Raw genomic sequence first — 14,036 nt, 5'->3', positions numbered from 1 at the left:
CCGCAGGAAGAACGCTTCAGAGGAGACCCGACCCTTTCCGGAGATTCAATCGTCCACTTCAGTTGTTGCGGACATTCCGCTTTTACGGTCGGCGCGCTCGTCGCGTATCATAGTGCTTTATTGTCGAGATGGGCTGTCAGGGGAGTGACCTTCGCGGTCACAATCTCGCGGGGGGCTATGCGACATACGAGAAGCGAACCCGCCAGAAATCGTGCGTCGGCGGGTCCGGATCTCTCAATTTCCTATGCCGGATGTGATGAGCGCCTTATTAAAATCGCCGCACCATATCTGCTCCGAACTGCCCTCATAGGCTCAGGGCATCAATACCGTATCGACGACATGGATCACGCCGTTGGACTGATTGACGTCTGCGATGGTGATTTTCGATTTGCCACCCTTGGCGTCGGTCAGATACCAGTCTTTACCCATCTTCCAAGCTGTCAGCGTCTCGCCCTGCACCGTCGTCATCACGGCCTTGCCGCCGCCCGCCTTTGCAGCCGCTGCGATATCGGCTGCGCTCATCTTGCCAGCCACGACATGATAAGTGAGCACGTTGGTCAGGGTCGCTTTGTTCTCGGGCTTCAGCAATGTGTCCACCGTGCCTGCGGGCAACTTTTCGAACGCCATGTTGGTAGGTGCGAAAACAGTGAACGGTCCGGGGCCCTTCAATGTCTCGACCAGTCCAGCCGCCTTTACGGCGGCGACAAGCGTGGTGTGATCGGCTGAGTTCACCGCGTTATCAATGATGTCTTTACTTTCGAGCATGGCGGCGCCGCCAACCATGGGATTTTTGGCAATGGCCGAGCCACCGACCATGAGTGCGGTCGCCATAAGAGCGATGCCCAGGCGTTTGAATGATGTTGCTTTCATGATGCTTCCTTCCTGCGGAGACGCCTGTTTTCAGGCGCATGGAAGATACGGCCCTGACAACCGAAAGACGCATCTACGTCAGATCATCTGCATTTTGCCCTTGGCGACGACGGGTCCGGACGGCTGGCCGGTCGGCGATCCGCCTACGGGTTCGATCGAGACCGCGATGACCGTATCGGCATCGATAAACTGTGTCATCGCCTCGGGCACCGTCAGGACGGTGGGGCTCGATGGATCAAACGTGCCGAGCGACCTGGGTTTGCCATCGCCCGGGATCAGCCAGAGCTCAGGGCTATGTCCGGCCGTTTGCATGACGGCGGGCGCGATGCTGAACCGCCGTGTGCTGGTGTCATAACGCGCCAACATCAGGGGTCCGGCGTGGTCGGAAGCAATCTGTGCCACCATGACTGGCGAAGACGTAACCACAGGGGCTTGTGCGGGCTGCAATATCATGAATGCCCCTAACGTGGCAGCAATGGCAGTCGAAGCCACGGCCAACACACGCCAGCGCCGAAGCCGGGTCAGGATTACTGCTTCAGCCGCGCTATGACCAAGGCGCGCTTCGATCAGCGGCCAGATATGCGGTGCGGGCAGTTGTTCCTCAACCTCATCATGAAGCGGCGCGAGACGAGCACGCCAATCATTCACGCTTGCAGCGAAGGCCGGATCAGAAAGCATCCGCCGCATGGCCTCAGCACGCCTTTCCCCTTCGAGCAGGCCAAGTGCAAATTCCCCGGCCGTCGCATCGGGCGCCGATGCGCCGTCATCATCTTCATTCTCAGTCACGCTCAAGACATTCCTTCAGGCGCATCAATCCGCGCCTGATCCAGCTTTTCATCGTTCCTGCCGGCACCGACGCACGCGCGGCAAGCTCTGCATAGGTCAGACCGTCCAGAAAGGCGCTGCGTATCGCCGCATTCTGTCGGTTCTCCAGAGCATCAAGGCAATCGTGCAATTGCTTGCGGTTTTCTGCAGCCAGCATGATTTCGGGCGCGCGCGGTCGGATATCCGCCATTTTTAAGGCAGCATCTTCAATCGGTGCGTCGGGGAGACGTTGCGCGCGGCGCCAGTCGATCGCACGATTGCGAGCGATGGTACACATCCACGTAATCGGACTGGAACGAGCGGGATCGAAACTCGCCGCGCGGTTCCAGATGCTAACGTAGACTTCCTGCAAAATATCCTCCGCACCTTCCCTGTCCTGAGAGATACGGAGACATATGCCGAATAGTTTCGCAGACGTAAGGTCATAGACCTGACGAAGCGCATCCGTTTCCTGTCGGCCAACGCATGCGAGCGCCTCAACCAGCTTGGTTCGCGCCAAATCGGCCTGCCGGGACTGCGGAATTGTCATCAGAAGCAAGACTGTAGGGCAGGGCCAGCCGAAGTCGAGCCTGATGAAATTTCATAGCGTGCGCATTGCAAGGCGAAACTCCGCAACAAGACTATGCCAGATGAACGGGGGCCGGCGTCGCCGGCCCCCATAGATCGTGTCACGTTACAGTTTCAGGCAAATTGCGGCTTCAAGGAGCGCCGGCGCCGCATCGCGCTGCCGACAGCGCCAAAACCAGTCAGCATCATGGCCCATGTTGCGGGTTCCGGCACAGGCCCGGCCGTTGTCGCTGTGATGGCGCGGCCAGCGACATTCTCAAACCCATAGCTTTTGAGGATATTGTCGGACGTGTAGGCGAACCCATAAAAGATGCTGCCGCCGCTGGTTGCCTGAAGGCCGATGAAATTCTCTCCGTTCGAAAAGCGGATTGGTGTAGCTGCGGCAAAGGCACCATATTGATCATTGCGGCCAAATGTCAGTGTGCTGCGGTCGACGAAATTGGTGGTCGGCTGGCCGAAGATCGTGTTGACCTTGCCTGTCCCTCCGGTTTTGATCGCCGTTGGAGCCGTGAAATCTCCGGTGGCGCTGAATGTGAAGACGCTGTCTCCCGATGTAAAGGTGAACGGGCTGGCAGCAAAGCTGGTGTTTACCGATACAATGACGGGCGCAGCGACCGCAGGCGCTGCTGATCCCAAACACAGTGCCAGAATGGCGATCCGAAATGACGTTTTCATACTCTCTCCCTGAACCCGTGCGACCGCGATATTGCGTATGATCGGGTTTCTGGAGATACGGATCCTGATCCCGATAAGTTTCAGAGATGATTAAAATTATTTTAAGATAAGCTTATTTCTTGGGCATTGGGAGATGCAGCCCGCATTCAAGCGGCCACACCTCCCAAGACCCACCGCCGCCGCTCAGATGAATGATGGCACTTTCCGACGCGTTTTTGCGCGCATCGCGTATCCGGTGATACCAAAGCCCATGACGAGCATTGCCCATGTCGACGGTTCGGGCACAGCGCCACTGGCCGTCAATCCAACCAATGGCCCACTTCCGATTGTGTTGATGAATGTCGTGGCCCCTGTGCCGAGGTTGATACTGTAGAGCGCGCTATCGATGTTGAGGAATGCCGCGCCGGTCCGGCCAGAGATATCAAACCCGACTTGATTCAAGTTGGTCAGTTGAACGCCAAGCGATCCGACATTAGTGTAGACGCCCCCATTTGGTGCAGCCGAGAAGACTAGCGAATCCGTGATCGAATCTATGCCGAACAACATGGTGGTAAGCGGCGCGGGCGCATTGGGAACGCTGTTGGTATAGGCTGATCCCACGATATCGATGCTCCCCCCGCCCGACTTTGTGATGCCGGTATCAGCAATGGCAGCCCCGGTGTCGACATTGATGCGAAGATTTTGGTCGTCTGCTCCGATGATCCGCAGTCGATCGGGAACGGGATTGAAATCGACCCCCAAAATGCCGCCGGTTGGCACGATCGAGCTCGTGCTGACCAAAGTGGCAAGGCCTGAGGTCGTCAGCGAATAAATCCGGCCGCTCGCTGCGGCGACCCCATAAAGGATGCCGTTTGATGATCGCAGGTCGATGCCGCTCAACACGTCCCCTGACGCCAGACCAGACACAGCGAACGAGCTTTCAATCAGCGTCGGCGTGGCTGAATCAAATGACACGATCCGTTGATCCAGCGTGAGGCCGATCAATTGCTCGGCATCGGCTGAAGACAGCGGAGCGACGGTCAGTGCGGTAATGGCAAGCAATTTCCACGATATAGACATGCGGCTTCTCCCTGTTGCGCCGAAGTTCGGCAGAGGAAGCTACGAACGTTCGCGACAGCTGGATGCAAAGGTGGTTAAAATAGTTTAACCAAGCTGGTAGAATTTTATTTCTAGCCTTGGGCTGCTTAACGGGATCGCGCAGCCTTGTGCGCAGCTTATGTTAGCGGCGCTCCACGGTGATTGACGACCATTACCGGACGTTCGTGTCCACTTAGTGCTTTCCCTAAAGCGGACATATTTTCCGACGTACGCCGAATCTGTCCAATGTCATCAATGTGGGACATTCCGGAATGGCTCCTTTGGAAACGCGAGAGGAGGCAAGCCGCAGTTCCCACTCATAGACGCCGGCGTCAGCGATGCGCCGGATAATCGGTCGTTCGGCCCAGCGAACTTAAATCCCTAAATCTGGCACTTTCTAATGCGACAGCCCGTTCGTCGACAGTAAATATCTTTCTGAGCTCTTTTGTTACAAAATATAGGCGTATCGGTTAGATGCCGAGTAAGATGAGTACGGATTTCCCAACTCTCGACGAATTTCGGGCAGCCGGTGTCAACCAGCTTTATCCGGGCTTGCGGCAATCGGCTTTTCGACGACCGAGGAAACTGCACTGACAAAAGCACAACCAGACGCGGCGCTTCCGGCTTCACCGAATAGCGGAAAGGAACTACATCGTGCATTCGTTGCCTTCTCCGGTGGTGGTGCGAAAGGTATCGTCCACGTCGGCGCGTTAAAGGCACTCGAAGCCCGGGCCATCGACATCAAAGGTGTATCGGGCACATCGGCCGGATCAATCGTTGCCGCACTTGTCGCCGCCGGCTTTTCCGCAAAGGAGATGATCGACACCGAGAGCGGACAATCGATTTTTGCCCGCTTGACGGAAATCAATCCAGCCTTGACCCGTGCCGTGGATATCTTTGGCCCTGGAGGCTGGCGTCGAGTTCGGACTGTTCGCTGGCTGCTGACCCGCACCATTCCACTCGGGCCATCCATCCTTGGGATTTGGGGCATACTCACGCTCAGCATAATTGCCGCGGCGGTGTTCGTGCCGAGCATCTGGCGCTGGACCAGTCTTTTTGGCTGGGTGTTGCTCGGACTGATAGGGCTTCTCTGCTATCGTGGTGCCGCGCGGGGCCTGGCCAACATCAGCGCGTTCCGCGACGCACTTGCTACGCTACTCCAGCAAAAGGTTTTTCCCGGCGAGCCCGATCGCACTGTCAAAATGGGTGATTTTGGATTGGAGGGCCGTCCGGCGCTCAAGATCGTCAGCGCCAATCTGTCGACGCGTCGGCTCCATCTCTTCTCGGCCGACCGAACTCCCGACACGCCGGTCGCCGACGCGGTCGCGGCCTCTGTCTGCCTGCCGATGATCTTCGCTCCCTGGCGCGTCGGCGACGATATCCATGTTGATGGCGGCATCGTTTCAAACCTCCCTGCCTGGCCGTTCGACGAGGAGCGTGAACTCGACCCCGAGGCCCTGACGGTAACGGTCGAGATTGACGCTGGTGAGGAGCGACCGACCGATCATCGCGATTGGCTGTCGGCGGCTGTGGCTACGACCCTATGGGGCTCGGGCGAGCTAAACCTCCGCGTTTCGGGTCCATCTGAGCGGCTTGCGCTCCCGACGACCCTCAACCTGCTCGACTTTGATGTGACGGGCGAAATCGCATGCCAAGCCGTGAACGATGTCGCCTTGGCGGTGACACTTCGGCTCGACAAGCGGCTGTTGCGGCTGCCTGCTTTGTACCGCGACGCGTGCGGCGTGGTGCAGTCGATCGCGCAGGATGAGTTGAAGCTTGATGGCAAACGCGAGCGCGTACGGGTCGCCGTTGCCCGCCTCGATCGCGGATACACTCGATCGCTTCGCTTTTCGCATGGAGCCGGGTTCGCCAATGATGCCGACGAAACCATGCTACTTCCGCTGGAAGGTTCGGTCGCCGGACTCGCTTGGCGTGAGCGGGAAAGCCGCTTCGAAACCTACCCACTCAGCGGCGAAACCGACTTGCCGGGGCCGGCAAATCGCTTGAGACGCAAGGCCCGCTGGCGCAACCTGGCGTGGGTGATGTGCGTTCCTATATTGAACAAAGACGGCGCGCCCTTCGTTCTCGTTCAGATTGACAGCAATGCCAAACTGGTCGACGACCAACAGGTTCAAGCCGCGCTGATCAATATCGAGGGGGCTGTGAAGAGTTTCTTCGGTCTGATACAGAATGAACTCGTGGAACTGGAGGACGGTGTCAGTGCTGAAAAGTAGCTCATTCGCTCTCCGTCGCCCGGCAACCAAGCGGCGTGGCGGCGCGAAGTTGCTCCAACGTCATGAGGCGGCGGTCGAAACGGTGGTCGCCGAAGCGAAGGCGCTGGTCCTCGAACGCGAGCGTCTCCTGAGCGAGATCAGCGATACGAAGCTGCGCGACAGCGTTAAGCGCTGACCGTTCCACAAGCGGTATGGTATTCTGGAGCGGTCCAACTCTCAAAGCGCGCGGTAAGAGCCTCGTCGAACCCTTTCATCCCGATAGCATCGATGGCGCCGCCTATACGCTTCGTCTCGGTCATGAATACTATGTCACGCCCAACGACAAGGCGTCTAATCCGCAGACCGTAACGCTCGCGCGGCTCGCTTCGGATGAAGCGTTGCCGATCCCTCCGGGCCAGTTTGCCTATCTGATGACCGACGAGATCGTCCGCGTCCCCACCAACAGTCTCGCCTTGATTTCGATCCGAGCCGGGGTGAAATGGAAGGGCCTCGTCAATGTGTCGGGCTTCCATGTCGATCCGGGGTTTTGGGGCCGCCTAACCTACGCGGTGTTCAATGCCAGTCCGGCCACGATCCATCTGCGCCAAGGCGATCCAATTTTCTTGATCTGGTTCTCCGATCTCGATGGCGACGCCGGCGAATATGCCAAAACACCCAAGGCGCCAATCACCAAGATGGATGTGTCCATTCTCAACCATGTCGCCGGTGAACTTCATTCGCTCGACGGGCTGGCAACCAAGCTGCGTGAAACCGAGCGCGAGCTACATGACAAAATTGTCGCGGTCGAAAAGCACACGCACCGGATGGAAATTCTGGCAGGCATGCTGGGCGTAGCCTTGCTCGGCGTCCTGCTGCGTTGGTTGCTCGCCGCTCCGGAAACCCCTCAAGTCCCGATGGTCCTGACGCAGCCGCCAGCAATCACAGCGCCGACACCGCTACCGCCGATGACGCCGCAGCTCGTGCCGTCACCACTGCCCGACCGGCCAAAACAGGTGGCGCCGTTGAAATCTCCCCCCGACGCTCCGGCGAACGCCGCCGGATGACCGGCGAAAGCGTCTTTGGAATCGGGCTCGACTTGGTCGATCTGGACCGCTTCGCTCGCTTCTACGGGGGAGACGACATCGAGCTGCTCGAAACGATCTTCACCGCCGAGGAGCTTGCACTGGTCGGAAACGGCGCCCGCCGGATCGAACGCCTTGCGGCGCGGAGGGCGGTAAAGGAGGCCGCTTATAAGGCGATCGGGGGCGGCACCGGTCTCGCTGACACCCAGTTCGAAGTTATCGGCGGCGGAAGCGAGCCGCCTTCGCTGTTGCTGCATGGTGCAGCCAAAGACCGGGCCGACGCCCTCGGCGTTAGCCGCTTCCTAGTCAGCATCACTCATTCGGATTTCAGTGCAGCAGCGGTCGTTGTCGCATTTTCGGGCGGCCCTAGATAGCGCACGCTGCGCTCGTCCAGGTCTGCGAGGACGATACCACCACCATTGCTGATTAGCTGGCGCCAGACGTTGAACCCATCGATGATTGCGCGGCGCCAGGCCGAAGCCGGTTCGCCAGACACCTCGAGATGTTTCGACATGCCCTGCACCATGTTCAGGAGCGATTGGTCGATCCCATCGACCCCGGCTAGAAAATTATGGCGACGGGCATAATCGAAGACGAGCGCGGAGATTCCTTCCTCGATCACAGCCGCCCGCCCTCCATCCTCGACCTCGTCGATCAGGGGCGTGCTGCGGCGCTTCAGCTTCATCAAACCGCGCAGCACCGGCGACCACCCCAGGATCGCGGCATAGGAGAGGTGAAAGACGTCGTGAAAGCGATAGCCGTCATCGTCATAAGCATTATCTGTCAGCGCAGCGCCGATCAGCCGGCCGTTGATCTCCATGCGCACCTGGGTGCGCGATCCTTCGCAAACCTCGGTGAAACCGACCATCAGCTGGCGCGGTAAGCGCTCGTCCTCTTGATAGCTATGGTCGTACAGGCTGGGCTCGGGGAGAACGCCATGGAGTGCTGCCACCTTAGCAAGATTTTGCGCCGCCACCCGCTCCAGATCGAGATCATATTTGGAAGCGAGATTGGCTACGTACCAGAGGATATCGCCGAGCTCTTCTGAGACCCTGTCGACAAATTGAACATGGCCAGGCCCGTCTCGCAGGCGCTTCTTATATTCGGACAACAGGCCACCCGCTTCGCCGGCCAGACCAAGCAGCGGAATCAGGATCGCCGCCTCGGTGCCGCGCGGGCCGCCGGGCGTCTTGTCGGTCTTGAGCGCTTCGGCCTGATAATCAGACAGCTTCATGATGAACCTCGAAAAGATCGCGCGAGAGGACGGTTGTTGGAAAGATGGGGATGCGTTTGTTCAGCCCCCACTTCGGAGGATACCAGGGCTGGACCGGACGCTCTTCGCCCCGGTAAATCTGCTTGATCCGGCTGCGGCCCGATAGCCCCATGATATCCGGGTGCGAAACGCGAGTATATTTGCTGATCTCACAAAAGAGATTCTGGCAGTCGATCAGCTGCAGCGGACGGCCCCAGAGATCCTCGAAGGCGAGGTCAAGCCGGTCGAACTCGGCCTGCTGGCGATCCCTCATCAGGCGGATCAGATCGACCGGATCAACGCCAGCGGCGTCGACAAAGGTCTTGGCGAGCCCATCACGCGCGCCAGGACCTGCCACCACAAAATCGGCCTCGTCATGGTTGATCACCATCGAGTAATTCAGGTCGATCGCGAGTTGGAACGCGAGGAAGTCGCCCAGCGACGGGAAAGCCTTGAGCAGCCCGAACACCTCGTCCAGCGAGCGGCTCTGTTGGAGCCGGGCGACGAAGTCAGACCGCAGGATCAGGTCGATCAGTTTGAGATGGCCGACATGCTTGGGACCGCCGCGACCGAGCGATACGGGTGGCATGATGTAGGCCGGCGAGTATATTCGCCGCCCAGCATCGATCGCATCGCCCAACACCTTGGCATAGCGTTCGATGTCGAAGCTCTGCCAGCTTGGGGGGCCGAGCTCGCGCTCCAGCATGTTCCAAGTCTCGACCTTGTTGAACAGTTTGAACAGCAGGATCCGGAACACGGTTTCGATCGCGATATCGGGATGGGCCGGATTGTAGATGACCTCGCGGATTAAATATTGGCTGACCCTGTCCGACGCGCGATAGGCATTGGTGAACCGGTGACGCTGGAAGATGGGATCATAGGTCCAGGGGGCAGCTTCGCCCCGCAACCGGCGCATGAAGATTGCCTGACGTTCTGTCGCAAAGCGCCAATAGAGGTCATAGACCGGCGTCGTCGGCACGTCGGCTATGCGGCGCGCGGGCTGGATCACAGGAGGCCTGTCACGCTTCACGCCGCGACCAGATCGCCGGTGGTTTTCAGCTCTCGGCGAACCACGGCAAGCAGGGTCTGAAGATCGGGGTCAGTCTTGCCAACATCCATCTGCGCAAGGCCGACGAAGATCGTCAAGCGCGTGAAGCGCAGCCCCATCTGCCCCGCCATAAAGGCGCCAAGCCGGGCGAGGCCGAGATAATTCCCATACGCCTTTCGGGCGATCTGCTGGCTCGCATAGAAAGCGTTCATTCCCAGCGTATCGCCGTGATGGACGAAGCTGACCTGCTGCAGGCAGGGGAATTCGAGCAGGCTCTGCGACGTGTAGTCGCGATGCGGATCGAACGTGGTGGCCTGGAACTTCGAGGTCCGACGCGCTTTCGGATGGGCGTCCCAATCGTCGAGCATCCACTTGAGTTGGTTGGGGCCTTTGCCCTCGCCGTAGAGATCGACGAGCCGCTGGAAATACGAACCGCGCTTGTTGTTGCGCGGGTTAAAATCCTGCACCCGCTGGAAACTTTCGGTGTAGAGTTCAAAGAAATATTCGCGGTCGCCCTGGGCGAGGTCCCAGTAGTTTTGCGGAAAAATCGTCCAGGCGACGTTCTCGCTGTCGCGCTTATCCTGCGTCTCCAAAAAAGCCTCGACCGCTGTCCGGATTTCCGGAACTTCGGCGGCGACACCGTCGTCATTGAACCCGGTGATGGTAAGCGTCAGCGGCGTGATAGAGGTAACCCCGCGTCGGGTCAGGCGTTCGAGAACTTTCCCCCAGCCTAGCGAGAGATTGTCGGCTTCGAGCGTGACAGGTTGAGCATCAATCGTCATCGGGATCCTCCAGGGAACGATGGGCGGCCAAGCCGATATAATTGGCGGGCTGAACGCGGATTTCGCAGTCCCCGATCATGCCAGCGATCCGGGCTACACCGCGGCGCGCGCCCACGAACAGCTCATGATCGGTCGTGCTTCCGACATGAGCGATGGCGGCCCCGGCAGCGGTGCAGCCCGGTGGCAGCGTAATCGCGCCGCCAATTTCGATATCATAAGCTTCGCCCATCGACATGGCGTCGAGGCGCACTAGCGCGGGATAGTCTTTGGCGAGCAAATCCCACCGGATGCGCTGCGGACTCGAGCGATCGAGCCGCTTGCGCTGGTGCTCGTCAATCTCGCGCAGGCTGTAGGCGAGGTGGCTGATCAGCGTGTCATAGCCGACGCCATATTCACAGGCGACAGTGTAGACTTCGAGCGGAGTAGCGCTCTGCGGGGTGATCCCCCGGCGCGAGAACGCACCGCGGATGCCCGTCGAGGGCATCAGGAAGAAGGCCGCGAAGGCGTTGGCAAGGATCTCTTCGGGCTTTTCGTTGTGCGGTCGGTCGCCAGCCTGCAATTCGTCGAGCGAGGAACCATGGCCGAACCAATGATGGCCAAGTTCATGCGCACAGGTGAAGGCCAAGCGAGGGAGCGGCCGCTGGTTGGACAGCAGGATGTAAGGCGGGTTACCGTTATAGTAGAAGCCTTCCATGCTGGCGCTGAGGAAGGTCACGCGGACCCCCAGCGACCGCGCTGCTTCATAGGGATCGACGGGCACGAACTGATCGACATCGATCGCATCGCGGACCTTAGAGGCCGCATCGATTGCGTTGAGCATCAATGACCGCCGACTCTCCATCAGCCCTTCTTGTCCTCATTATGCTTCAGCGCAGCTAACGCTTTGAGCAGGGCGTCGAGCGATTCGGCAGGCAGGTTCTGCAGCTCGCGCGCGGCAAGCTTGAGACGCGGATCATCAATGGACAGCGTATCGGACGCGTCACCGGTCAAATAGCTGATGTTGACGCCGTAGATCTCCGCGAAGCGGGCTAGCTCTTCCGCGCTCACGCGCCGGTTGCCGGCTTCGATCTCTGAGATGGACGGACGGTGCATGTTCAAAATCTTGGCGACTTGGCCCTGGCTGAGGCCCGCGAGGGTACGAGCCTCGCGCAAACGCTGGGCGATCAGCGCACGTAGGTCGGTTTCACCGGTCATGCCGCGACCTTTTCTTCCGTTTTCTTCGGTGTCGCTTTCTTAATGATCAGCGCGACAGTCTGGTTGATGGTCAAAAGCGGCCTTCCTTTTTCTCCGCCGAAGATGTGAACGTCGTTCGGGATCGTCACCTTCAGCACCCTGGCCACCATGGTGGCCGCCGCAGGCCATACGGTACTGTCAAATTTGGGCAATAGGTCAGGCGGCACGCTGCCGCCGTCGAGCGGCGGACATGGTTGACCGGCAATGGCCTGAATCTTCTTCAAGACGCCGACAAGCGCGTTCGTGACTTGAAACTCGTCCATTTCGTCCTCCGCTTACGAGTGGTAAGATAATCTTACCATCACCGTTTTGCAAGATGGGAGAGTGGTACGAAGAATCGGCGGATTTGACAGGAATCGGAGCATCCGTTTGATCCGCGCTTCGATTTAGATGCTTAGATCGACGTAGTGTACTCCAAAGGCGCAAACTGATTCGGCTAACTCTCGCGCGGTGCCTTCGCCACCTTGGGATAGAGGTTCGCCGCGTTATGGCCGTAGCTATTCTCTTTGGCACACGAGAAGATGTGCGGGGCAGGCCATCGCGCCACCCATTCACTGAGCAGCTGCCGCGCAGCGTCGGGCCAATTAGTACGGACTCTATGGTGAAAAGCGACTGCGCTTGCGAGGGGCCGCCCTTGCCTAGAATGTAATTAATAACGGCTGACGTTGTCGCAGGGGCTCGAACCCTCAACCCAACCTTGGCAATGTTACAAAGCTAATCCGGCATGACCGGAACCTATATGCAGGTATCATACCGAATGCATTCGGTATGGGCCTGTCCATTTGCTGTCATTTCTGGCGGTGAACGAAATTGCAGATTCTGACTAGCCCAAAACGAGCCGGAAATGACCGAGTTGTCGGCGCCAGCGGACTGCCAGTATGCTTCTGTGTGACGTCCGGAATTGACGCTGCGCTGCTCCGAAGCCGACTGTCGCAAATGTCCCAGCCCTTGCCATAAACAGAACGGCGATTGGGCGGAAATCCCCTAGATTTCCAGCCGCTCAGCGCAGACGATCGCGACCAAAGCCTGAAGCTGCTCGATGTGTTCGATCGCAAAGGTCATTTCCTCGTCGGTGATTTTATATAGTTTTGAATATCGCGCCTCCACATAGGCTCGACGAATCCGATCGAAGCAGCGTCGCTTGAATTTGTCATCGCGCGGCCACACCTCAAACAGCCGCGGCTCGATGCCCTCCGCCCGCGACCGCAACTCCTCAAGCCGGTGCGATTTTGGCGAGTAGAGGGTGAGGACCAGAAGCGCGCAGTGATAGGCCCGTTCAGTGGCCTGATGCAGCAGAAACGCAGCGTCCTTTGCGTTTCCACGCGTCACTGCAAACTGAGCAAGGTCCAGTGCCTCGCCAATCCTCGGAAACCAGGTGTCAAAATATTCCTGCGCTTCCGCACGCATTTCCTGTTCGGAGAGGATTTCCGGTTCGGGCAATTCGAACCCTTCCGCCTCATAAAGCACGATACCGTCCCGCACGATGTCCCTGAAGAAGGGGCGGCCGCGCTTGAGCTGACGCCTGACGTCGCCCAGCTCGTGCACAATGAAATGGACCGGGTGGCGGAAACTCTTGGCAATGGCGAATTCCCGCACCAGCCGGTCCCCCGCACTGCTCCAATAGTCGTTATTCTCGGTCAATTCCTCATGATTGACGATCACAAGTAGATCGTAATCGGAGACCTGCCCGCTCTTGCGATCATCAACCCAGCCGCCCCGGGCAAAACTGCCAAAAAGGATGATCTTCAGGATGCGCCCGGCTTTTCGATGCGGCGCACTGCGGCCCATTAAAGAATCGGCAAATTCCTCAAACAATATCTGCACGGCGCGCTCCAGTTCGCGCTGCTTGTCTTCGGGCAAATGGTCGAGATCGTTTCGCATGGATTTCAATCTTTCACGGACCGGGCGCTCTTTGGCAAGGACTTGAGAACATAACCGACAGTCGTAGCAAGCGGCGACGAAGAAACTGGCCGAGGATATGGGGATTGCAGCTAGCTTAAGGGGCAGCCCCACATCATTCATCGCCCCTTGCCCCATGCTGGGCAAAGGCGAGGATGTAATCCGCCGCCTTGCTGGCCTGCGACGCTGCCTTGAAGATGGCGCGGTGATCCTCACGCAATTCCTGCAGCCATAGTCCTAGGTAATCCGCATGGCGCACAGTGGGTGCGATCCCAAGCCGCGCACAGACAAAGGCGGTGGTCATTTCGGCAACCAGCTCCTCACGTGCATACCAGCCTTCGCCACCACGCTTGTTCTGGGGCCGGTCGAGGCGCTTATAACTTCCGGTCCAATGGGTCTTATGCCGATATCGGCATAAGACCCATAATGCCGCGACCCGGATTATGCCGCGCGGCGTCGAGTTGGCGCGGTCAGCGGCATGATCACGCGCTTCCAGTTCGGCATAATCATCGT

The 14,036-nt window shown here is 58.8% G+C and carries 17 protein-coding genes; 4 read left to right on the top strand and 13 right to left on the bottom strand.

Annotated elements, in window-relative coordinates:
• Window positions 1–312: 312 nt before the first annotated feature.
• From FHS49_RS19205 to FHS49_RS19185, 5 genes are all read right to left on the bottom strand, one after another.
• On the bottom strand, window positions 313–870 hold the full coding sequence (locus tag FHS49_RS19205; RefSeq protein WP_184022187.1) for a fasciclin domain-containing protein: 558 nt from the start codon (window positions 868–870) through the stop codon (window positions 313–315).
• A 78-nt stretch (window positions 871–948) separates the two neighbouring features.
• Complete coding sequence (locus FHS49_RS19200; RefSeq protein ID WP_184022185.1) at window positions 949–1,557, bottom strand: anti-sigma factor; 609 nt, start codon at window positions 1,555–1,557, stop codon at window positions 949–951.
• Between the two features lie 91 nt (window positions 1,558–1,648).
• On the bottom strand, window positions 1,649–2,224 hold the full coding sequence (locus FHS49_RS19195) for a sigma-70 family RNA polymerase sigma factor (RefSeq protein WP_184022265.1): 576 nt from the start codon (window positions 2,222–2,224) through the stop codon (window positions 1,649–1,651).
• Between the two features lie 152 nt (window positions 2,225–2,376).
• Window positions 2,377–2,937 carry a PEPxxWA-CTERM sorting domain-containing protein gene (locus FHS49_RS19770; RefSeq protein WP_246351111.1) on the bottom strand — a complete coding sequence of 187 codons (561 nt, stop codon included), beginning with the start codon at window positions 2,935–2,937 and terminating at the stop codon, window positions 2,377–2,379.
• Between the two features lie 183 nt (window positions 2,938–3,120).
• Entirely contained in the window at window positions 3,121–3,996 is an 876-nt protein-coding gene (locus FHS49_RS19185) for a DUF4394 domain-containing protein (protein WP_184022263.1), read from the bottom strand.
• 533 nt (window positions 3,997–4,529) lie between these two features.
• Between FHS49_RS19185 and FHS49_RS19180 the strand changes: the two genes are divergently transcribed.
• From FHS49_RS19180 to FHS49_RS19165, 4 genes are read left to right on the top strand one after another with little or no spacing between them, the layout of a single operon-like run.
• Window positions 4,530–6,248, top strand: a complete 1,719-nt coding sequence (locus FHS49_RS19180) for a patatin-like phospholipase family protein (RefSeq protein ID WP_184022261.1) — start codon at window positions 4,530–4,532, stop codon at window positions 6,246–6,248.
• The gene (locus FHS49_RS19175) at window positions 6,235–6,423 is read left to right on the top strand and encodes a hypothetical protein (protein WP_184022183.1); all 189 of its coding nucleotides are present in this window, start codon (window positions 6,235–6,237) and stop codon (window positions 6,421–6,423) included. The genes FHS49_RS19180 and FHS49_RS19175 overlap by 14 nt, the downstream gene beginning before the upstream one ends.
• 16 nt (window positions 6,424–6,439) lie before the next feature.
• Window positions 6,440–7,291, top strand: coding sequence for a dCTP deaminase domain-containing protein (locus FHS49_RS19170; protein WP_184022180.1), 852 nt, complete (start codon window positions 6,440–6,442; stop codon window positions 7,289–7,291).
• On the top strand, window positions 7,288–7,683 hold the full coding sequence (locus tag FHS49_RS19165) for a holo-ACP synthase (RefSeq protein ID WP_184022178.1): 396 nt from the start codon (window positions 7,288–7,290) through the stop codon (window positions 7,681–7,683). Before FHS49_RS19170 ends, FHS49_RS19165 begins: the two co-directional genes overlap by 4 nt.
• Here FHS49_RS19165 and FHS49_RS19160 read toward each other — a convergent pair.
• The 8 genes from FHS49_RS19160 to FHS49_RS19125 form a co-directional block, all read right to left on the bottom strand.
• On the bottom strand, window positions 7,626–8,543 hold the full coding sequence (locus FHS49_RS19160) for a nucleoside triphosphate pyrophosphohydrolase family protein (RefSeq protein WP_184022175.1): 918 nt from the start codon (window positions 8,541–8,543) through the stop codon (window positions 7,626–7,628). The genes FHS49_RS19165 and FHS49_RS19160 overlap by 58 nt on opposite strands.
• Complete coding sequence (locus FHS49_RS19155) at window positions 8,530–9,570, bottom strand: nucleotide kinase domain-containing protein (protein ID WP_184022173.1); 1,041 nt, start codon at window positions 9,568–9,570, stop codon at window positions 8,530–8,532. Before FHS49_RS19155 ends, FHS49_RS19160 begins: the two co-directional genes overlap by 14 nt.
• Window positions 9,571–9,587: 17 nt before the next feature.
• On the bottom strand, window positions 9,588–10,391 hold the full coding sequence (locus FHS49_RS19150; RefSeq protein ID WP_184022170.1) for a thymidylate synthase family protein: 804 nt from the start codon (window positions 10,389–10,391) through the stop codon (window positions 9,588–9,590).
• Complete coding sequence (locus FHS49_RS19145; protein WP_246351119.1) at window positions 10,381–11,211, bottom strand: ImmA/IrrE family metallo-endopeptidase; 831 nt, start codon at window positions 11,209–11,211, stop codon at window positions 10,381–10,383. Before FHS49_RS19145 ends, FHS49_RS19150 begins: the two co-directional genes overlap by 11 nt.
• Before the next feature lie 20 nt (window positions 11,212–11,231).
• Window positions 11,232–11,585, bottom strand: coding sequence for a helix-turn-helix domain-containing protein (locus FHS49_RS19140; protein ID WP_184022165.1), 354 nt, complete (start codon window positions 11,583–11,585; stop codon window positions 11,232–11,234).
• Entirely contained in the window at window positions 11,582–11,887 is a 306-nt protein-coding gene (locus FHS49_RS19135; protein WP_184022162.1) for a hypothetical protein, read from the bottom strand. Before FHS49_RS19135 ends, FHS49_RS19140 begins: the two co-directional genes overlap by 4 nt.
• 721 nt (window positions 11,888–12,608) lie before the next feature.
• Entirely contained in the window at window positions 12,609–13,646 is a 1,038-nt protein-coding gene (locus tag FHS49_RS19130; protein WP_343053041.1) for a HEPN domain-containing protein, read from the bottom strand.
• On the bottom strand, window positions 13,639–14,036 hold a 398-nt coding region (locus FHS49_RS19125; protein WP_246351108.1), incomplete at its 5' end, for a zincin-like metallopeptidase domain-containing protein. The genes FHS49_RS19125 and FHS49_RS19130, both read right to left, overlap by 8 nt.

This window comes from Sphingobium boeckii (genome assembly GCF_014199215.1).
GTDB classification, from domain to species: domain Bacteria; phylum Pseudomonadota; class Alphaproteobacteria; order Sphingomonadales; family Sphingomonadaceae; genus Sphingobium_A; species Sphingobium_A boeckii.
Note: the sequence above shows the minus strand (reverse complement) of the source record. Positions and strands in the feature narration are given on the sequence as shown.